Annotated in this window: 20 protein-coding genes and 1 pseudogene; 17 read left to right on the forward strand and 4 right to left on the reverse strand. The window is 45.3% G+C overall.

The window, feature by feature from the left end; genetic code table 11:
• Positions 1-217: 217 nt before the first annotated feature.
• The 16 genes and pseudogenes from CAFE_RS11885 to CAFE_RS11960 all read left to right on the forward strand — a co-directional run bounded on the left by CAFE_RS11885 (position 218) and on the right by CAFE_RS11960 (position 14,832).
• Entirely contained in the window at positions 218-1,963 is a 1,746-nt protein-coding gene (locus tag CAFE_RS11885) for a hypothetical protein (protein ID WP_330593968.1), read from the forward strand.
• Positions 1,964-1,982: 19 nt separating this feature from the next.
• Positions 1,983-3,482, forward strand: coding sequence for a helix-turn-helix domain-containing protein (locus CAFE_RS11890; protein ID WP_166525131.1), 1,500 nt, complete (start codon positions 1,983-1,985; stop codon positions 3,480-3,482).
• Between the two features lie 64 nt (positions 3,483-3,546).
• Positions 3,547-3,747: a hypothetical protein gene (locus CAFE_RS11895; RefSeq protein WP_156990776.1), complete on the forward strand. Its 201-nt coding sequence runs from the start codon at positions 3,547-3,549 to the stop codon at positions 3,745-3,747.
• A 35-nt stretch (positions 3,748-3,782) separates the two neighbouring features.
• Entirely contained in the window at positions 3,783-3,956 is a 174-nt protein-coding gene (locus tag CAFE_RS11900; RefSeq protein WP_156990777.1) for a hypothetical protein, read from the forward strand.
• Between the two features lie 147 nt (positions 3,957-4,103).
• Positions 4,104-4,430 carry a MobC family plasmid mobilization relaxosome protein gene (locus tag CAFE_RS11905; RefSeq protein ID WP_156990778.1) on the forward strand — a complete coding sequence of 109 codons (327 nt, stop codon included), beginning with the start codon at positions 4,104-4,106 and terminating at the stop codon, positions 4,428-4,430.
• Positions 4,403-5,677, forward strand: a complete 1,275-nt coding sequence (locus CAFE_RS11910; protein WP_156990779.1) for a relaxase/mobilization nuclease domain-containing protein — start codon at positions 4,403-4,405, stop codon at positions 5,675-5,677. The genes CAFE_RS11905 and CAFE_RS11910 overlap by 28 nt, the downstream gene beginning before the upstream one ends.
• Positions 5,667-6,161, forward strand: coding sequence for a PcfB family protein (locus CAFE_RS11915; protein WP_166525132.1), 495 nt, complete (start codon positions 5,667-5,669; stop codon positions 6,159-6,161). The genes CAFE_RS11910 and CAFE_RS11915 overlap by 11 nt, the downstream gene beginning before the upstream one ends.
• 538 nt (positions 6,162-6,699) lie before the next feature.
• On the forward strand, positions 6,700-7,107 hold the full coding sequence (locus CAFE_RS11920; protein WP_156990781.1) for a hypothetical protein: 408 nt from the start codon (positions 6,700-6,702) through the stop codon (positions 7,105-7,107).
• Between the two features lie 925 nt (positions 7,108-8,032).
• Positions 8,033-8,254: a type II toxin-antitoxin system RelB family antitoxin gene (gene relB / locus CAFE_RS11925; protein ID WP_156990782.1), complete on the forward strand. Its 222-nt coding sequence runs from the start codon at positions 8,033-8,035 to the stop codon at positions 8,252-8,254.
• Positions 8,251-8,523 (forward strand): type II toxin-antitoxin system RelE family toxin, encoded by a 273-nt coding sequence (locus tag CAFE_RS11930; protein ID WP_156990783.1) that lies wholly within the window; start codon positions 8,251-8,253, stop codon positions 8,521-8,523. Before relB ends, CAFE_RS11930 begins: the two co-directional genes overlap by 4 nt.
• A gap of 794 nt (positions 8,524-9,317) precedes the next feature.
• Entirely contained in the window at positions 9,318-10,598 is a 1,281-nt protein-coding gene (locus CAFE_RS11935) for an acyl-CoA thioesterase/bile acid-CoA:amino acid N-acyltransferase family protein (RefSeq protein ID WP_156990784.1), read from the forward strand.
• 188 nt (positions 10,599-10,786) lie between these two features.
• The gene (locus tag CAFE_RS11940; RefSeq protein WP_156990785.1) at positions 10,787-11,359 is read left to right on the forward strand and encodes a MarR family winged helix-turn-helix transcriptional regulator; all 573 of its coding nucleotides are present in this window, start codon (positions 10,787-10,789) and stop codon (positions 11,357-11,359) included.
• A 498-nt stretch (positions 11,360-11,857) separates the two neighbouring features.
• A complete protein-coding gene (locus tag CAFE_RS11945) occupies positions 11,858-12,298 on the forward strand; it encodes a VapA/VapB family virulence-associated protein (RefSeq protein WP_066650036.1) in 441 nt (146 codons plus the stop codon).
• Between the two features lie 478 nt (positions 12,299-12,776).
• Positions 12,777-13,981: pseudogene (locus CAFE_RS20800) on the forward strand (IS110 family RNA-guided transposase).
• Positions 13,982-14,395: 414 nt separating this feature from the next.
• Positions 14,396-14,620 (forward strand): helix-turn-helix domain-containing protein, encoded by a 225-nt coding sequence (locus CAFE_RS20670; protein WP_166525133.1) that lies wholly within the window; start codon positions 14,396-14,398, stop codon positions 14,618-14,620.
• Positions 14,621-14,655: 35 nt separating this feature from the next.
• Positions 14,656-14,832 (forward strand): hypothetical protein, encoded by a 177-nt coding sequence (locus tag CAFE_RS11960; protein ID WP_156990786.1) that lies wholly within the window; start codon positions 14,656-14,658, stop codon positions 14,830-14,832.
• A gap of 770 nt (positions 14,833-15,602) precedes the next feature.
• Here the strand turns inward: CAFE_RS11960 and CAFE_RS11965 are convergent.
• The 4 genes from CAFE_RS11965 to CAFE_RS11980 form a co-directional block, all read right to left on the reverse strand.
• The gene (locus CAFE_RS11965; protein ID WP_066650046.1) at positions 15,603-16,550 is read right to left on the reverse strand and encodes a DUF979 domain-containing protein; all 948 of its coding nucleotides are present in this window, start codon (positions 16,548-16,550) and stop codon (positions 15,603-15,605) included.
• A 17-nt stretch (positions 16,551-16,567) separates the two neighbouring features.
• Positions 16,568-17,308 (reverse strand): DUF969 domain-containing protein, encoded by a 741-nt coding sequence (locus tag CAFE_RS11970; protein ID WP_066650049.1) that lies wholly within the window; start codon positions 17,306-17,308, stop codon positions 16,568-16,570.
• Positions 17,309-17,447: 139 nt separating this feature from the next.
• Positions 17,448-18,065, reverse strand: coding sequence for a pyroglutamyl-peptidase I (gene pcp, locus CAFE_RS11975; RefSeq protein WP_066650052.1), 618 nt, complete (start codon positions 18,063-18,065; stop codon positions 17,448-17,450).
• Positions 18,066-18,364: 299 nt separating this feature from the next.
• Positions 18,365-19,810, reverse strand: a complete 1,446-nt coding sequence (locus CAFE_RS11980) for an MFS transporter (protein WP_066650055.1) — start codon at positions 19,808-19,810, stop codon at positions 18,365-18,367.
• A gap of 143 nt (positions 19,811-19,953) precedes the next feature.
• Here CAFE_RS11980 and CAFE_RS11985 point away from each other — a divergent pair, with 143 nt between their 5' ends.
• Positions 19,954-20,472 carry an AraC family ligand binding domain-containing protein gene (locus CAFE_RS11985; protein ID WP_233452799.1) on the forward strand — a complete coding sequence of 173 codons (519 nt, stop codon included), beginning with the start codon at positions 19,954-19,956 and terminating at the stop codon, positions 20,470-20,472.
• Positions 20,473-20,576 lie beyond the last annotated feature (104 nt).

Here is a 20,576-nt window from a genome sequence, read left to right on the forward strand (position 1 = left end):
AGGATATTTACGAACAGATTCGTAAGATTATCGCAACGTGTTAGACGTCAGGCGGTGTCAAATGAGTAAACTTTCCTGTTACAATCGGCAATCGCATCATGTTAGACATCCGCCTGCTAAAGATAAAACATGGACTGATTTTAAAAATCGAATATTTTTAGAACACAGTTTGTTTTCATTACAAGCTGTGTTTTTTTATGCCAGGAGGATAAACATTTTGAAACGATTCATTGTAATGATCCTTTTTATCTTTATTATCGCATTCAGCGCAAATATCACTGTTTATGCCGGGGATGGAGAAGGAAATATGAGCGGCGGTGGGGGCGGTATGGGAAGCGGAACCGCTGAAAATGTTTGGCATAACGGCGATGACGGTGTTCGGGTTACGGTTGTTAGGGCCAGTGATAATAAGTCAGTATCTACACCGATTGATCTGACAAATAAGAATGAGAGCAGTGTTCATAATCATTTTGGAAAAGTATGTAAATTGCAGTATAAGAATGGAGCTTCACTTGTTGGAACAGCTACAACTTATAAATACACCAATCCAAGCCTGTCACTGCCTACAGTTATTACTGGAAACAGCAACAACAATATTGCAGCAATTAAAAGTTATTTCACTGATAAGTTGGTGGTCAAATACATTGCAACATTGACAGGAATTCCTTACGACAAGCTTACCGACGGTACCTATAAGCTCCTTTTGGAACCAATCGCCTACTTTACCTTTGAGGGCTTTAAAATGGCTATGACGGCCACGGAAGCGGCAAAGTATGACCAGATGTTGAGTGGCGGTCTGCGGAGCAAGATGGTTTCCCTTTCGCATCAGAATCTGCCGCTTTCCATGTTCCTGCAAACGGCAGATATGGGATACCCCGCCTATAAAGGTTCAACCAGCAAGCCGCAGTCTGACACGACGATCATTAACCAACTCGGCCTAGGCATTGTCAAATTCAAGGATGACGGCGGCTCTGATCCGACGCCGCCAGCCAGCTCCACGGCAACCTACCGTGTTAACACCGACGTTGTCACCGCAGTCACGCTCAGTACGGACGATGAGATTGATCCGGACCATACCGCTAAGGTTACATTTCACATCAACGGCGGAACCTACACCATGACGAATATCGTCATTCCACAGGGGGAAAGTCAACTGGTCTGGTGCAAATGGCACACGCCGTCCACACCGCAGACAATAAACATTTCCGTGTCGGCCTCAAAGGGATTTCTTGATGTTGGCAGCATCAAGGCCAACATTGTTTCCATGGATGGACACGAACCGCCCGATCCGACCGCCAGCGACCGCAACGACAGCTTTCGGATGCCGTCCGTTCCGTCCCCTGCGGTTACAACGTCCAATAGCTGGGGCGTGTGGTCCGGGTACTGGGTTCCCAACTGGGTATGGCATGAAGATTGGCACTGGGTTTCAGATCCCGGTTCACCGACCGGCGGACACTGGAAGGACAAAGGGAAATGGGTCGATGAGGGTTCCTGGCATTATGACTTTAAATCCTATCACGCAAAGCTCTCGGCCAGCATGTCACTGATGCCCAGCAAACACGATTGGAGCGCCAAAGGCAAAGAAATGAAATCCGGATATGGAGTGACCGTCAGCGTGAACGGAGTCAATAGCTCTAACGCTTCTTTGTCCCAGGTCACAGCGCCGCAGACCGGCCTGTGCTACTTCCCGGAATTTGATTATAAAACGTACTGGCGTCACCTTGACTGCGCCGTGTCCGGAACGTCGGCGGCACTGGAATTTGCCAAAAATAAATACTCGACCTATGAAGATCGAGTACAGTTTACGCCGCTCTGGTTCCCGGACGGAACGTATACGGTGCAGACCTATCTGGAAGACGCATGGACTCCGGCCGGAATGCTCTCGGAAAACCTGACGGACTATGTAAAAATCAAAGGAAACGTCTATGACGATTGGCATATCGGGCCGATGCTGGTGGATTGAGAAAGGAGAGATAATTGCAATGGAAACCACCGATTTGATTACTTTTGGGGAACGTATGACATATACCAGAAAGAAAAGAGGATTATCCGGAAAACAACTTGCTGAATTAATCGGGGTAAAACCCAACACTGTATATTGCTGGGCAGAGGGCAAGCAACCGGGTGTGGTTATGACTCAAAAAATAATAAAAGCATTGGAAGTCCCGGACGACTGGTTCGAAAATGATGATAATTTTAAAGGCAAAGGGACTAAGACTGTAAAAAAGATTGCCGATTTTGGAAAGCGTTTAGCTTTTACCCGAAGAAAAAAAGGATTGCTGCAAAGGCAGCTTGCGGAATTGATCGGAGTGAAACCTGACGCGGTATGCTGTTGGGAAGCGAACAGGAAGTACCCGAATGTGGCTACGATTCAGAGAATAATAAAAGCATTGGAAGTCCCGGAGAACTGGTTTGTAAATGACGATCATTTTAAAGACCAAGATGTTAATACAAAGATTGCTGATTTCGGGGAACGTTTAGCTTACACCAGAAAAAAAAGAGGGTTGCTGCAAAGACAGCTTGCGAAATTAGTTGGAGAATCAGAGAGGGCTGTAGGCTGTTGGGAAACAGGTAGATGTTACCCGGATGTGTCTAAGTTTCGGAAAATAATAAAGGCGTTGAAAGTCCCGGAGGACTGGTTCGAACATGAAGACAATTTCAAAAATCAAAAGAGTGTTCCTGTAAAAAAGATTGCCGATTTCGGGAAACGCCTGAACTATACCAGAAGGAAAAAAGGGCTGCTGCAAAGACAGCTTGGAGAGCTGATCGGGGTGGACCAAAGAACGGTAAGCTTGTGGGAAATGGAAAGATATTATCCGGGAGCATCAAAGATTCAGGAAATAATCAAAGCGTTGGAAGTCCCGGAGGATTGGTTTGAAAATGATAATAATTTCAAAGATCAGGATATTAGGAAGCCGGGAAAAAAGCTCACCAAAGAACAGCAAAAGCTTGTCATTGATTACGAGCATGTAATTTATAGGGTATTAAAACAATATAATCTGACACCGTTTCGAGAAAGACTATGGGACATTGGAGAGATTGGTTTATGTGAGGCCGCTCTAAGGTGGAATGAGCACAACCAGTCAAAAGGCATAAGCTTTTTTACATTTGCTTTTAAGCGAATACAATCGGAACTTAATACAGAATACAAAAAGGAGAAGAAATGCCTGTATCCTACAATAAGCTTGGATCAGCCAATTCAGAATGATGATTTTGCAGACGTATTCGGCTCATTAGTCGGAGATACTGACGATGAATTTGAACGGATTGAATATAACATTCTAGTTGAATCCGTTTATCAAAAAGTAGAACCTGTTTTATCATCAAGTGAAAAAGTAACATTAAAGCATTGGCTGCATGGTGAAAAATGTAATGATATCGCGAAAACGCTGGGGGTTAATTTCAACACAATATCAGCAAATATTGCAAATATAAAAAACAAATGTAAAACCTTTTTTGACCCCAAAGAAATGTTTTCGTAACCGAACCAGCTCACCATGCTTTGAGTGAGTTGGACAACCCCGGGATGAAAGGAGGTGAATCTGGATGAAAAAAATTTCGATTGACCCAGAGCTTAATGCAGCGGAACAGGGATTCGTTCATGTTTTCGGTTCATTGTCTGATCGTCAAAAGATCAAAGTGCTGGAGGACTCCATACGCGAAGAAAAAGACGATTCTGTACGGCAGGTGATGCAGCTTCTCCTCTCGGAGTTAAAAGAAACTGGGGGAGGCAACAGTAAAGAATAAAAATCTTGAAGCACTGCAAGGGGAGATGTTCAATTATGAAAACCCAATTCTGGAATGACGAAGAGCAGCAAATCATGGACGATCTGGACGGCCTGACGGAATCGGAAAAAATCAAAACTTTGGAGGATTCCCTCGCCGGTGAACCGGAAGAAACCGGGCGCAGAATCCTGAGGGGCCTCATCTCAAAGTTGAGAGGGGGCCTGTCGTAGAACTCGAGGCTAACAGTAGTGGCGAGCATTGCAAGTGTATATACACTTGCCGCTCGTTAGGGTGTCCCCTAATACCCCTTGAGTTTTTAGCTTGATCGGAAAGCTCCAGCCGCTTTGGCTGAAAAGCATAACGAAAGGAAGGAGAGAATGGGAAGAAAAAGGAGCCGCAACGTTCCGCAGCTATTTTACATTTCTGAGAAGGAAGCGCAGTTTTTAAAAGTAAAAATGAAGGAGGCGGGCATCCGAAACAAAAGCGCCTATCTGCGAAAGATGGCGCTGGACGGATACATCATCCGAAAGGATTACACGGAGCTGAAAAGCATGGTTACCGCGGTGAACCGCATCGGAAACAACCTCAACCAGATGACAAAGATTGCAAATACTTACGGAGGCGATGCGATTCAGGTTTCCGAGCTGAAAGCCATTCGGGAGGTGATGGGGAAGATATGGCGACAACTTACATCCATGGGATAGAAGTATGGTCGAAACGGACGTCGATGGAAACAGCATATCACACCATTGCTTATATTGAGAATCCTGCAAAGACGCGAAACGGCGAGTTGGTTTCGGCTTTCCGCTGCGATCCGAATTCGGCGTATCTGGAAATGATGCTGGAACAAAAAAGCTATGAACAGGAAACCGGCAGAAAAGTTATTGTAAAATACACCGACGGCAGGAAGTCGTATTTGCTGATGCATATGCGTCAGTCTTTCCTGCCCGGCGAAGTCACGCCGGAGCAGGCTCATGAGATTGGCCGAGAGTTGGCCGACCGGTTTTTGAAGGGCAAATATCAATATGTGATCGCAACCCACATTGACAAGGCGCATATTCATAACCACATCATTTTTAATATCATTGGAGATGAACAAAGGAAATTCAGACAGACAAAGTACATACCCCGGCAGCTCCGCGCTCTGAGCGACAGGCTGTGCGAAGAACACGGCCTGTCCGTTGTGGTGCCCGTCGAGGGGCAGAAACGGAGATACACCAATGAAAAGACAACCTCGTTTCGCACGGTTCTCAAAAACGACATTGACCGGTGCATTTTGGAAGCGCAGGATTATGAAGACTTCCTCAGACGCATGAGAAAGGAATACACTGTTGACGATACGGGGAAGTATTTGAAATTTCGGAATCGGCTGAACGGGCAGCAGCGGATGATCCGCTCGTATACACTGGGCAAAGGGTACAACCGGCAGGACATTAAGATGCGCATCGAAGCGGAGGAAGCAATCATCAATCCGATCACATTCTCTCAGAAGCTGCGTGACATCGAAGCAATGATTCACGCCGCCGGGTACATCCGGGAAAACGGTTCGGATTTCGACCGGCAGGAAAAGCAACTGAAAACAACGATAAAAGAGACGAAAGTCCTGCTGGATGAGATGGATCGGAGACTGACGTATGCCGAGAGCATTTCCAGATGCTTTAACGCGCTGGACCGGTTCGGCCCGGATTCACAGGGCGGGGACACAGAACTGTACCGAAGCGCCCAGGCAATCCTGAAAGCAAACGGAATCAATCCGGACAGCTCGGAGCGGAACCGGTTCCGCTCCGAGCTGTCTTTGATCCGGTCGGAAGCGGATCAGTTGAAAGACCGGTACCGTTCGGCTCAGGCTCAACTGAACCGGGTGGAGGAGGTTAAGGAAATTTCAAAACGAGTTCAGAACGATGATCGGATCATCGGGGAACGAAAAGGAGGAAAACAGCATGGTCGGTGACGAATTGGGGGAAAAAGTTGTGGAAATCCATTTCCGCGCGGCGGAAAAGTTGACGGGGGCGGCCCTCCGGAAGGTGTTTGGGCTGCTGTTGGCCGGGGGCGGAAAAATCAAATATCATATAACTTCCAACAAGCAGAGCATCCACAAGCTGGCACAGTATGGAAACCAGACTCAGGGCGTCGAGGTCTCCAAAGATGAAATGAAAGGATTCGACCACTATGCCCGGAAATATCATTTCGAGTATTCCATGTGCCGGAAAAAAAACGATAAGACACAGTATATCTTTATCTTTAAGGCAAAGGACGCGGATCGGCTGAACAACGCCGCCCGGGACTGGTTCAAAGACGGCCGGGATCATGAAAGCATCAAGGAAAAAATAGAACAGGCCACGGAAAAGGCAAGGGCGTACAATGTGAATCAGTCCCATGAGAAGGAAAAATCCAAAGAACAGACCAAGGGCCGGAATCAGGACAGAGAAAGGTGAGCAAAAATAAAGCGGGTGAGATCGGAACCGGCATGGAGATCTTTATCGCAGGTTGACATGAATTTAGACGGGATGTATAATAACGCCATAAGGTGAATGTGATGTTCACCTTGACCGTTGATGCGAAAGGCTTGGTCAGGGGAGTGTTTCGCGGAGGTCTATTTAAGGTTGAGTATTGAACCAAAACCTGAATAGGCGCAGCGACAGCGCTGAAAGAAAATACTTGCAAGGAACGCCCTGGGATTCTCCCAAGGCGTTCCTGCTTTATGAAAGGGAAAGAGATTATTAGTGTAATACGTCTCTCTGAACGCTGTGCTGGGCGTTTTATGGATACAACGATGTAATTTAAGGGCTACGGAAGAAGTCAACGGCTCAGGCCGGAACCGGACGTGCATCCAAGTCCAAAGCGGACGCGGTAAAGCCTAAAACCGGACGTGCGTCCAATGATCAAAATCGCGTCCGAAAAAGTGTGGATTTGCCCGGTGTACCTGAATTTTTTGATGAAGGACCCGAGCCCGGGTTTAAAAGAAAAGCGGACATGGTTAAGGCCCGAACCGGACGTGCGTCCAATGACCAAAAGCGAGTCCGAAAAAGCGAGGATTTGCCCGGTACGCCTGAATTTTCCGATGAAGGACCCGCGTCCGATTTAGAGGAAAAACCGGACGCGATGAAAGCCGAAACCGGACGCGCGTCCAATGATCAAAAGCGAGTCCGAAAAAGAGCGGATTTGCCCGGTATGCCTGAATTTTCCTCTGAAGGACCCGAGTCCGGTTTTAAGCGAAAATTGGACACGGTTAAGGCCCGAACCGGACGCACGTCCAGGACGCGCTGCAGGGCAAAAGCGGACGCAGAAAAGCTCGGAACCGGACCCGCGTCAGACCATGTCACCGGCGTAATGTTAGCAAAGTCAAGTATTTTACATGCAAACTGCAAATTTGTAAAGTAAAAGGTCATTTTAGTTGCTTCGGCAGTTGGGATGGCTCATTTTCTCCTTTAAGAGGCTCGGACTGAGCGATCAAAAAAATCGTACTCGCACAGCTTAGAACCGGACGTGCGTCCAGGACGCGGTGCAGGGCAAAAGCGGACGCGGCTCAGGCCGGAATTGGACGTGCACCCAGTCACGAAGCGGACGCAGAAAAGCCCGGAACCGGACGCGATGGAACGCGAAACCGGACCCGCGCCCAATGATCGAAAGCGAGTCCGAAAAAGCGCCGATTTGCCCGGTGCGCCTGAATTTTCCGATGATGGACCCGAGTCCGGTTTTGAGAGAAAAGCAGATACGGTTAAGGCCAAAATCAGACGTGCATCCAGGTCCCAGAGCGGACGCGGTAAACCCTGAAACCGGACGCGCGTCCGATGATCAAAATCGCGTCCGAAAAAGTGTGGATTTGCCAGGTGTACCTGAGTTTTTTGATGAAGGACCCGAGCCCGGGTTTAAAAGAAAAGCGGGCATGGTTAAGGCCCGAACCGGACGTGCGTCCAATGACCAAAAGCGAGTCCGAAAAAGCGAGGATTTGCCCGGTACGCCTGAATTTTCCGATGAAGGACCCGAGTCCGGTTTTGAGAGAAAAGCGGACACGGTTAAGGCCCGAACCGGACGTGCGTCCAATGATCAAAAACGCGTCCAAAAAAGCGCCGATTTGACCGGTGTGCCTGAATTTTTCGCTGATGGACGCGAGTCCGGTTTTGAGAGAAAAACGGACTCGCGTCCTGGGCAGTTTCTTTGTGAAATTTGCCTTTTTCCCCGCGCCGATCAGTCATGCTGAAGGGTGGGAAAAATGACAGATTGGCTAAATTTTGAATGTACGGAAACACTATTGACAAAGCGCATATTCTGTAATACAATGTATTACAGAAAGGGAGGCGAGGGCATGACTATATCTGTTCGGCTAAACGATGAAGATACCACGCTGATTCAGAAGTATGCTGAATTGAAAGGCATGAGCGTGTCGGAGCTTGTGCGACAGTCTGTTTTGGAACGCATTGAGGATGAATACGACCTGAAAGCCTATGAAAAGGCTATGGCTTCGTTTCGCGCCAATCCTGTCACTTACACTCTTGATGAAGTGGAACAGGAGTTGGGATTGAAATGAAGTACCAGGTTGTTTTTTCCGACGATGCACGGAAAGAACTTAAAAAGCTGGATAAGCATATAGCACTTTTAATTATAGCCTGGGTGCGAAAAAACCTTGAAGGGTGTTCCGACCCGCGCCGGTTCGGAAAAGGGCTTACGGCCAACCGTAGCGGCCAATGGCGGTATCGTGTTGGTGATTATCGTCTGATTGCCGAGATACAGGATGAAAAGGTAATAATACTTATCCTTACCGTTGGGCATCGCCGTGAAGTTTACGAAGGACGGTAACAGGGCAAAACCGGACTCGCGTCCGAGCCTGAAACCCTCGTCCGAAAGATGCGAGATTTGCCCGGTACACCTGACTTTTTTATAATGGGACCAGGTCCGGTCTCCAGCGGACGCGGTATAGGGTACAGAGCAGAACCGGACGTGCGTCTGAACTTGAAAACCACGTCCGGAAAATGAAAGATTTTCGCGGTACGTCTGACTCTTTGGTGGTGGAACCGCGTCCGATGATCGAAAGCGAGTCCGAAAAAGCGCCGATTTGCCCGGTGTGCCTGAATTTTTCGCTGACGGACCCGAGTCTGGTTTTGAGCGAAAAGCGGACGCGGCAAAGCCTAGGACCGGAAGTGCGTTCAGTCCTCAGAATGAAGTGGACATAAGCAGCCCCTACAAGCTGGGCTACAAGCTTGTAAGGGCTGCTTAATGGGGTCATCAATGCTTTTTCTCAAGGAGAAGAACAAGCATGCCATTTACGAAGTAAACGTGTTCGGATTTCGCGCGGTCATCTCCACCATGGGAATAAATAGAACTTCTTTCTTAATAAGGAAGAAGTTCTATTTTTTATATCTAATCGGAAAAATCTAATAAATTTCCCCTTGGGTAGCGACTTAAAAAGTCATGCGTTGATTTAGGAATTAGTCAAGTATCCTACTTGTAAGTGGAGGCATGGTTGTATAGATTTAATCTAGTAAATATATTGACAAATAGTGTATATCCTATTATACCGTTATAGTAAATATATTTACTATTTTATCGCGACGATCGCAACAACTATTCCATTACAAAGGAGATCATAATTTATGCAAATCACTGTAAAACATCAGGAAGCATTTGTGGATGAGAAAATTTATGTAAACGTCAGGGGGCTTTCTCCCAATAGCCGGCTAAAAGCAACAATGCAGATGGAGTTTCCATGGTGCAGCGGCGAAGTGTTTTCATCTTACGCTATTTTTGTTGCGGACGAAAATGGAGAAATAGATTTTGACCAGGCAACTCCGGTGGAAGGCTCCTATAAAGTTGCTGACAGTATGGGACTCGTCTATTCCTTAAGACAATCAAAATCTTCCGGTAAGAATATTGTCGAGAGTATCTCTATTGAAAAGCCTATCATAATGAATTTACTATTGGAATCTTCTGTTGAAAAGAGGAATATCCAGTTTGAAAGAATCTTCAAGGCGGAAAATGTCATTGTGAAACAAATAAACGATACTTTCACCGGTCAATTGTTCTATCGGGAACATTCCAATGATAAGACGATTTTGATGCTTGGAGGATCGGATGGGCAAATGGAAACTCTGGCTTTAATTGCAGGACCGCTTGCATCCAGAGGATTTAACGTTTTGACTGTACCCTATTTTGGTGCTAAGGGACTACCAGAGAAGCTGGAAGAGGTGCCGTTAGAGTATTTCGAGAAGATATTTCACTGGATCGAAAACAACGAGATAACCAAAACAAAAGATATCTATCTTCACGGGACATCAAAAGGTGGTGAATTAGCACTTTTGCTTGCTTCGCGATATGAACAGATTAAAAAAGTGGTTGCCATAGAACCGCATGCCTATTGCTTTCAAGCATTGGATGGTCTGATGAGCGGTAAAAATGTTTCGTCCTGGTCATATGAAGGAAAGTCTATTCCATTTGTAGCTGTGGATTACAATATTTTCTTCAAAGATCAACAAGATGATATCCAGAAAGGTATTCCGTTTGGTTTTGTGAGTACATACAAAAAGAGTCTCGAAAAAGCGGGCAATAAAGAAGCTGCTAGAATAAAAATTGAAAACTCTGATGCAGATATTCTTTTAATCTGTGGGAAAAAAGATAATATCTGGAACAGCTACGACGCATGTCCTGAAATTCTGGAAAGTTTAAAAATTCATAATTACAAGCATCATGTAGATCTGCTGATTTACGAGAATATGGGACATCCAATGCCAATTCCCTACATTATACCGATTAGCTTTACTCTTGAAATGCCTATGAATGGCGGCATGTTTACTTCCGGTGGAACGATTGAAGGAAATGTAGAAGGCCAATATGAATCGTTCCAAAAAACAATTGAATTTCTAAAGACTGGACTTTGATATCATGTAATGCAAGGTTAACTAAAAGCGAGTGCAAACTAATTTGGTTTACACTTGCTTAAGTTTATTCTTTCAGGAATGTGCAACTATTTTTTCAAACATAGTTAGTTGATTACTGCTTCTGGAAATGGTATAATATAGACAATGTATTTACTAGGCAAAATACACATGTTAGGATGACTTACACTATGGATTACGGGAAAGAATACGACCTATTACGCACAATGGAGCAAGTTTATTCCAGCATAATCACCGTTTCCAACAAGCTTCAGGCAACTGGTAACAAATATTGCAGTCCCCTAACATCCAGACAATATATGACCATACTTGCGATTTTGCATCTTCCGGAGAATGAAACCACAATTGTTAACATTGCAAACAAATTAGGAGCTACAAAGCAAAATATAACTCAAGTGATTGAAAGCCTTAAGAAGAAAGAATTTGTCTCTATTATCCCAAGTATTCAAGACAAAAGGGCTATCAATGTGATTGTGACCAAGTTAGGCATAGAAGCCATGGTTAACTGTGGGAAAAACTCAATTGTTGACTTTATGGCGGAAATTTTCAAAGATTTTAACAAGGAAGAATTGGAGATATTCTGGAGAATGCTCATAAAGCTATATAGTTTTGATGGAGTTAAAATGGATGGATTTGAAACCGACGTCCAGATTCCAAATACAGTTAGCAATGAAGATATCAGGCGGACAATAGAAAGGTTTTCCAGTAGAAGAAAAGAAGCAGCAAATGAGACACGAACTTAATTATATTTGACTCTTCTTAAGGTATAGCAGCAATACCAATACCCCATCAACAAAATAAACGTGTTCGGATTTAGACTGATTAGCTCCACCATAAATTAGACCCGCATGAGTGCTGAAAAATCCAGTATTTATGCGGGTTTTACTATATATTGCTTTAGAATCTGCCGGAACGAATCGGAATCAAAAAGCAACATTTTAAGTAGGCGTTTTGGTAGGCGTTGTAGGCGAAAAAATAAGCGCGTTTAATTTCGCCCGCGCATCCTCCATCATTTTAGGCTAGAGACTCCTATAGACTTCGTGGATCATTTTTCGTTTGCGTGACCAACAATTTGGATCGCGATTGCCTCCGGTATTTCAGCTTCGGCCAACATGCAGACGTACTCATGACGAAATTGGTGGGCGCAAACGTCGGCCTTCCATTCTTTGTGCGTATATTTTCCGTTTGTATATTATAAACAAATAAAGCAACAATAAGAAGAAAAAAGGAGAATTAAAACATTGAATGAGCATGAAACGCAGGGCAGAATATTATCTGATCTTAGGAAAGCACTACGGCCTAAGATGAGCACCGTAGAAATTGATTATTTTATGCAGGATATAAAATTTACCAGCACTAAGTACCCAGGGGACTTTTCGATCATAGATGTAATTTTTTATCAGCAATGGAAGGTGCATATTCATGATTTTAAACAATACTTTTCTGGAGACGCCGGAGGCATAGCCGGATTGGGTTTTGGCTGTGGCAGTGGTTATCTCTATACTGATGATATTGAAAAATTATTTCGAGAGACAAAAACCTTTTATTGGTTTTCCGCTGAAATTGTGTATTATTCCATTTATTTTCTCGGCGAGAAGAGTAAACTCCTTGGCCACTTTCAAGCATATGGAGGTGCACCGTCGGTCGGAGGAACCGGCGGCGGGTCAGGAAGTTGGAAATAGCAAACGAGTTTTTTAGAAGAGTGCAAATACCATAATATGAAGAAGCGAGAATGTATTGGAGCAGAGCTAAAGCAGATGGATGTTTTTGTGATGCCAATGAAATATTAACTTATACTCCAGAGATCTTAAAAAAGCTTATTGAAGCCTACAAAAATGACTAAAAATTTGCGTCTGCATAGGCGGACGCATTTCTACGGGACGGCCTACGGGCCGTCCTTTGGTACTATAAAAAACGTAGATGTAAGACGCCGACGGGCGTTTCACATTTGCGCTTATTCTTTTACAATGAGGGAGTAATTGGTTCGGCGTGGCTGTTCTTGGAGCATAGCCTCCGACATAAAAACTGCCGGCCATCCCTTATTGTAAACATTCGATTAAGCAGGTTGAAACCCTATTGGGCTTTCGCGTAACGAACCAAACTGAATCGCAATGAGCGCAGATGGACAACAATTACAAATACTTATTCAGGAGGTTTGGAATGACCAGCGTAGGTATCGATGTATCAAAAGAAAAGAGCACTGTTTGCATTTTAAGGCCGTATGGAGAGGTAGTGGCATCTCCCTATGAGATACCCCATACCGAGCCGGAAGTCAAATCACTCGTAGACCGTGTTTGTTCCTTGGAAGGCGAAGTTAGGGTTGTTATGGAGGCAACAGGAGGTTATCACCTTCCGCTGCTGGCCTGTCTTAAGCAGGCAGGACTGTTTGTCAGTGTCATCAATCCGCTTATTATGAAAAAGTACGCTTCATCATCTCTGCGCAAAGGAAAAACCGACAAGCTGGATTCTGTGCGAATCGCAAATTTCGGTATAGACAACTGGTTTAAGCTGATTGATTATTCTGCTCCCAAAGGAATTTATGAGCAACTAAGAATACTCGGGAGACAGTATTCCCATTACATTACCATAAAAATAGAAAGCAAGCTGACGTTGACGGATTTGCTTGACCGAACTATGCCAGGAATCAAGAAACTCCTGAGTGGTAAGCGGTCTGAGGAACCCACTAAAGATAAACTCTGCGATTTTGTTGAAGAATACTGGCACTATGACAACATTACGAAAAGGAGTGAGGCTTGGTTTGTCTGTGAATACTGCCGTTGGGCAAAAAAGAAAGGATACCATGCAAACGAAGCCAAAGCAAAGAAGATCTATGCTATGGCCCGCGATGGATCCCTACTTTGCCTTCCAGCGCCGCATCGATCAAAATGTTAACGTTGGAAGCAGTGAGAGTCCTTAAGGAAATTAACCGAACTCTGGAAACCATTTTAACACAGATGCAGGAACTTGCAACCACTTTGCCGGAGTACGGCGTTGTGCGTGACATGAAGGGCGTAGGTAATGTCTTAGCGCCCCGGCTTATTGCGGAAATTGGAGACGTGCGCCGCTTCCACAGTGGCAGTGCTCTAGTTGCTTTTGCTGGCATTGATTCTCCACCATTTCAGTCTGGCGGCTTCACGGGCACACAGCGCAGAATCTCCAAGCGCGGTTCTGCACTACTGCGTAAAACTGGTTACGAGGTGATGAAATGTCTTAAATCTACAAAACCTTCTCAGGATGCTGCTGTCTATCTCTTTATGCTGAAAAAAGAGGGCGAGGGCAAACCTAAAAAAGTTGCTAAAGTAGCGGCGTTAAACAAGTTTTTGCGTATTTACTATGCACGTGTGATGGAAGTTTACAGAAGCTAATTCTGTTCTAATCATTGATCAAATTGGTCAACTGCACTTATGCTGTTGGCCTGCTTTGCTATACATAAATCAAAAATTAAAAAATTTAGATCCTGCTTAAGAAATACTTGACTTTCCTTAGCAGGTTTTTATGCCCCAAACGAGGTGGTATCCATGCGGGGTTGTTATTACCGGCATTCCACGCGGCAATATACGGCCCGGCAGAGGCACGCGCGCAGAAATATTAGAGCAAACGAAAAGTCGCTCACCCGATGAAGGATGGACGCCAGAACTTTATCGCCCATTAGTGGACGGCTTGGAAAGCATCATGAATGGCGGTTACGATCAGCAATTTTTAATAGCAGTTTGTAATAAAGGCCACTACAATATTCATCATCGAAGAAAACAAATGAGTTGATGAAAGGTGGTAGTTCTATGTTTGGCAGACGGCTTAGATTATTGCGGGAATTAAGAAGGCTTACGCAGGAAGAACTTTCTGAGAGACTTGGAGTTGAGCGGACCAGATATAACAAATGGGAAAATGGAGTTAGTGAACCAAGCTTAATGATGCTGTGCAAGATAGCCGACTATTTTCATGTGTCTACTGATTATTTGCTTGGAAGAACGAACGTCCTGAACTCTCCCGGATCGAAAAATTGAAAAGCGGCCGGGACAGAATTGAGTGGAGGATACTAATGACAAAAAGCAAAACCGCTTTTGCGAGGAATGCTTATTCTCGAAACGAGGCGGTGAGTTATTATGGCGATTACCGGCTGTATGTGTTTGCGGCGGCGACGCTTGCCGGAGGCCCGGACGTATCGTGCGCGTTTCAGCAGACGGGCAGCTTTTTGATCAATATTTGGATGAATTGAGGACAGTGCCAGCAGATGAAATTGACATCTTCGGATATAGTGTTGAAAATGGTCGGCATATAAGTAAGACTCTTTCACAGAATAAAAATATTAAACGAATATTTATTATTGGAATCCAAAGGAACTCCAAAAACCGATAGAAAAAGAAAAGAAGAGATTTAAAATTTCTGAGCTGTTTTTATACCTTCGGGCAAAAAATTGTCTCTCTGCTCGTGGGATTCAATTTGAAACAAAATTAAGCCTTGACAAGCTCCTAAAACCGGACTATATTAATTATATTCAGTTGTGTATGGAGTCACTCTTCTGATGCAGGGGGCAGGTTTTTGCACTTCTCCTGCTCCTGCTAGAGCCCATCGGATTAATTTTCCGGTGGGCTTGCTTTTTTCTAAAAATCCGTTATAATAATTTCATCAGGGCTTTTATAGTGGGGTGGCTGTGCACGGCCATAACGGTATGGTAATAAAAGCTCTTTTTAGCTCTCCCGGTTGGTTCGGAACCGGGGGGGCTTATTTTTTACAGCTCTATTTTCATTTTATCCGCCAAAGTACACCACGCAGACCACAATCAGGCAGAAAAGCAGAGCTGCGGTGCAGATCAGCCAGATATAAGGCCGTAAAGAAAAGGTTTACCTCCCAGCGTCCATTCCGGTCCGTTTGACATAGCAATGCTCCCTTCATGTTCAACAGTGTTTTTTTTCCTGTCTACCATAAAGGGAGCATATTACTCACGGGAAAAGGCAACCGGTCTTTCTCGCCTTTGCCGGTGCAGAATTATTTCATCAGAATCATATATCCAATCTGGAACACCAGCATGATCAGGGCAATCACGATCTGATTTTTGATGACACCGAACCGGTCCTTCATGTCCAGCAGGGCAACAGGTACCACGTTGAAATTGGCTGCCATCGGTGTGCACAGCGTGCCGCAGTAACCGCATGTAAGCGCAGTCATTCCAATCAGCGTGGGGTCTGCGCCAAACGCCAGAACAAACGGTGCCCCAATGCCGACGGTCAGAACCGTAATAGCAGCAAACGCATTACCCATAATCATGGTGAACAACATCATACCGACAGCAAAGACAACAATGCCGGCATTGACATTCCCCTTTGGAATAATGCTGCCGACCATGCCGGCAATGACTTTCCCGACACCCGCCGCTGTGAAGATGGCGCCGAGACTGGCAAGCAGCATGGGAAGCATGCTGAGAGGCCCGACTGCCGAAAGCAGGCGCTCAGAATCCTGCAAAAAGACCTTCGGGGTATTGTCCTTCGAATAGGTCATCAGGAGGATGACTGACACAATCACGCCGACGCCAATACCGACAATGGCGCCAAGCTTTGGCAGAAAGACGGCAAAAAGAATGGCGGACACACCCATGGAAAGGGCCGGAATAAAAATTTTCATGCCAATTTGTTCAAATTTTTTCCGGGTTGATTCTACGCTGGGAATATTCTGCCCGCCTATTTTCACTCTTTTGAAAATGGCCGGGATCGTCATGGCAAGGATAAGGGCACCGTTGACCATAGCCGGAATCCATCTGCCGAAAGCTATTACAATGCCCAGAAGGCCCCAGAAAATTGAAGTTCCCAGACGGGACGGATTCTTCGGGTCCTTTGCGTTTTTCACTGCCGTGTAGAGGCAAATCAAACCAATGATGATATAAATAATTTCCAATAATTTCTGTCCCAACAAAACATCGGGATCCATAAAAAACGACATAAAGGACGTCCTCCTCTTTATTCCCTTACAATGTTATCTTCAGACGAAGCCTCATCTGAAGAAGTCTGAGAACCGCCGACTGCAATACCGTTGTGGTGATTTTTTAAATATCTCCGATCCACAAGATAGTAATACACAATTGCCACAATCAGAGCAAATACAGCCACCGGAATCTCCACCTTCGCTAAACCAAGCAAATCCACCTGATAACCAAGCGGCTTCAGCGAAGACTGTACCAGCAGGGCGCCCGGCCCGCCGACGAACAGAACCTGGAAAAAGAACCATGCCACGTTCTCCATGCCGGAAGCCATCCCCTTGATTTTCTCCTCATAATTCTTATCAATTTTTTTGCCGGCGGATTCTACCGTACCAACGGCCATCGGCATAATGATCGGCCGCACGAATCCAGCCACACCGCCGAAGCTGATATTAAAGGCGGCAAAGAAGGAACGCATCACACCATAAGCACCGATAACGGTACCGGCGGTCGCGCTTGTAACCTTGCTGATCAATTTAGTTGCCGCTTCCTTCATTCCGTTCCGTTCCAGTGTTCCGACAACGATCATAATCAGTATAAAAATTGCCATACTGCGATTCGAAACAAAGCTGGTTCCCAGCGTGCTTAGCATTCCACCGGCTCCGAGTCCGCCAACCAGAGCTGTAACGACCGAGGCCAAAACAACAATCAGAATTGGGTCAAGCTTGATGGCAAAGCCAACAATCACAATTAAAATCCCTAATAGCTTGATAAATTCCATTCTCTATCCCTCATTTTCATAGTATAGCTCACTCTATCTTCATAAAAGTTTACCACTTTAATGTTGCAAACCGTCCAGGCAGAGTCCTGCCCGCCGTTCCCGCATTTCGGGGGACGGCGATGTCCGGTACAGACCCTGCTTACTTACTTTCTTCCCGCACAACTGCTTCAATGGCATGTTCCAGCGCTTTCGCAGAGGTTTCCACCGGCATGCTGGCTGTGCCATCGGGGCGCTCCAGCACCTGCTCCGGGGCAAACGGCACATGAATAAATCCGCCCTTGATCTTCGGATATTTTTTAGAAATCATGTAGAGCAGTTCGTACAAGACGTCATTGCAAACGAAGGTTCCGGCTGTATAGGAAATCCGCGCGGGAATCCCGTGTTTTTTAATGTTTTCCACCATGGCCTTTACCGGAACTGTGGCAAAGTACGCGTTTTCGCCGTCTTCCAAAATAGATTGGTTCAGAGGTTGATTTCCCTCGTTATCCGCAATTCTGAAATCTGCTATGTTGACAGCAACCATCTCCACTGTTATGCCTGAGCGCCCGCCGGCCTGGCCGATGCAGATAACCACGTCAGGCTGAAATTGCCGAATTCCCTTTTCCACAGCTTCGCCGCTTTTCTGATAGACGGTGGGAATTTCGATTGTAACGATATCAGCACCTGCAATGTTCTTCGGCAGAAGCTTTACCGCTTCATACGCTGGGTTGACCTTATCCCCTCCGAACGGGTCAAAACCGGTTAATAAAATTTTCATGAAAATTGACCACCTTTTAATAAATTTCCTGTTCCGGAGCGATAAATTTTCCCCGCTCCATGAGCTGCCAAATATCTGTGTAAAAATTTTGCAGCATCGTAACCAGGTTATCCTGCCAAACCTCTTCCACCAGCAACCCCAAAATAAATTCGATGTGCCAGTTTTATGAAAAACAGCTAATATAACACATAACATAGCAAAAAATGCTATGTTATGCAATTATACATATTACACTCTTCAAAAAATAATGTCAACTTTGTCTGATTGTTCTGGGTAAGATCATAGAGGAAAGCCCGAAGCTAAACGCAGTGAACACCGGATTGAATTCCTTTTTTCTTTGACAGAAAAAGCCTAATTGCAGTCAGCATAGCTCCCAAAAGGCAGATTGCAACCAGAATCAGATAAACACGGTTCATTCCATAGACGAAGACGTCGCCTCTCCCTCTGATATAATCGGAAACATGAATGTTTAACTTCCGACTCATAAAACTGTACAGCAAGGTTGTTGAAAGCGTGATTCCCACAATTTGCCCCAGATTCCGCACCAGCGAATTGACGCTGCCGACGATTCCGAGTTTGTTTTTGGAGCAGGTGGACATAATCAGAGAATTATTCGCCGGTTGGAAGAAAGCCTGTCCCACCGCCATAATGGACACAAAAACCGCACAGATATTAATCCAGGAATGCTCGGTAAGTCTCGACATGAGAAAGAAACCGGACGCCATTAAAAGCAGTCCTGACAGAGTCAGTCCTTCCGCTCCGGTTTTGTCGGAAAGTGTGCCGCATATAGGGGAGAGAACAGCAAGAATCAGCGGCGACAGCATCATAAATAGTCCGGCTTGCGCCGGAGTCAATTTTAGGGTATCCTGAAGATAAAATGGGAGCAAAATGGCGGACGCAGCAATACAGACGAAAGATATAAACGCACAAATTAAATTTAAAGAGAACTGCGGATTTTCAAAAATAGTCAGGTCCAGAAGCGGCTGCCTGTATTTTTTCTCGAACCCATTAAACACCACAATAAAAATGGCTGCCAAAAGAAGTGCCATCAGGATGTACAGATTGGCAAACCCTGAAGTCTGTGCTTCAATGAGCGCTCCAAACAATAAAACCGTTCCCCCGAATTGAAGCGCGGCTCCGGTCTTATCCATTGGTTCGCTGTTTTTGAGGCTTCGGGGCAGATGCTTGAGGCCAAGCAGAAAAACAGCAATACCAATCGGAACGTTAACCAAGAAGATAAAATTCCAGTTCACAAATGATAAAATGAATCCCCCGGCGGATGGTCCGATCATGTTCCCAAGCGCAACCGCTGTTGCCAGAATACCCAGAGCTTTGCCGCGTCCCTCTTTCGGGTACAGCTCGGTAATAATCCCTTGATTGTTTGCCATATAAGCGGAGGCGCCAATCCCCTGAAGGAAGCGGCAGATAATCAGAGGTATGAATGAGTGACACAGTCCGCAAAGCAGGGAACCGGCAGTGAATAAAACCGTTCCGCACTGAAAAACTCTTGGTTTGCCGACGATATCTCCCAACCGTCCAAAAAAAAGCAGAGTGGCACATATGATGATGGAATAGCTGGCGACCACCCATTCTATGGAAGATAACGGTACATTCATTTTACCGGACATCACAGGCATAGCAACATTCACGATGCTGGAATCCAGAGTGGCCATAAAGGTCATGGCGATTACGACAAACAGGGTGATTCCTTTTTTGCCGCTATCGATTTCAATTTGTTCTGACATCTTTTAAGTAGACCTCTTTACTCTATCATGTATTATTTTGCGGTTTACATTGCCAACCGTAAGTTCTATAATAGAGAAAATGTCGCTGTTTCACAAGAATGATATTGCTTGATATTTGCACTGTATTGATATGGAGCGGTTAAATGAAAAATTTAAATACCTATTGGCTCCGAGAAATGCCGGATTCTGATTTTTGCGTTGATATTTTTAAAAAGAATCATGTAAAACGCGGAGAAAACATTCGGTTACATTGGCATGAGCATCTGCAGTTCTATTACTTTGTAAAAGGTGAGGCGTTTCTTGAATGCGGTCACAACCGTTTCGAAGTATCGCCCGGAAGTATCGTGGTCATCAACAGCAACGAACTGCACTACTTGGAAAGCCTTTCGAATGACCTTGAATTTGACGTGATCCGCATAGACCCGACATTCTTGTTCAGCAATCAGGTTGACTTGTTGCAGACAAAATATCTTGCCCCTCTGGCTTCCAACCGGATTTCTTTCCGGAATCTGATCGAAAATGACACAGGGGTGTTGGAATGTGTAACAAAGATCCTTCAGGAATATTATTCGAAGAAAGTTGGGTACGAGCTTGCCGTGAAGGCATCGATTTATCAGTTGATTGTGTTGCTGTTGCGGGTGTTATCGCCGGAGTATAATTGACCGAGATCGCCGGCGGAATTGACCCACTCAAGAATAACGGCTACCATGGCATAAAGAAACGCCATGGAGGTAGGCCGGATGTTAAGGAGTGGAATGATACACAT

This window comes from Caproicibacter fermentans (genome assembly GCF_009746625.1).
Lineage (GTDB): Bacteria > Bacillota > Clostridia > Oscillospirales > Acutalibacteraceae > Caproicibacter > Caproicibacter fermentans.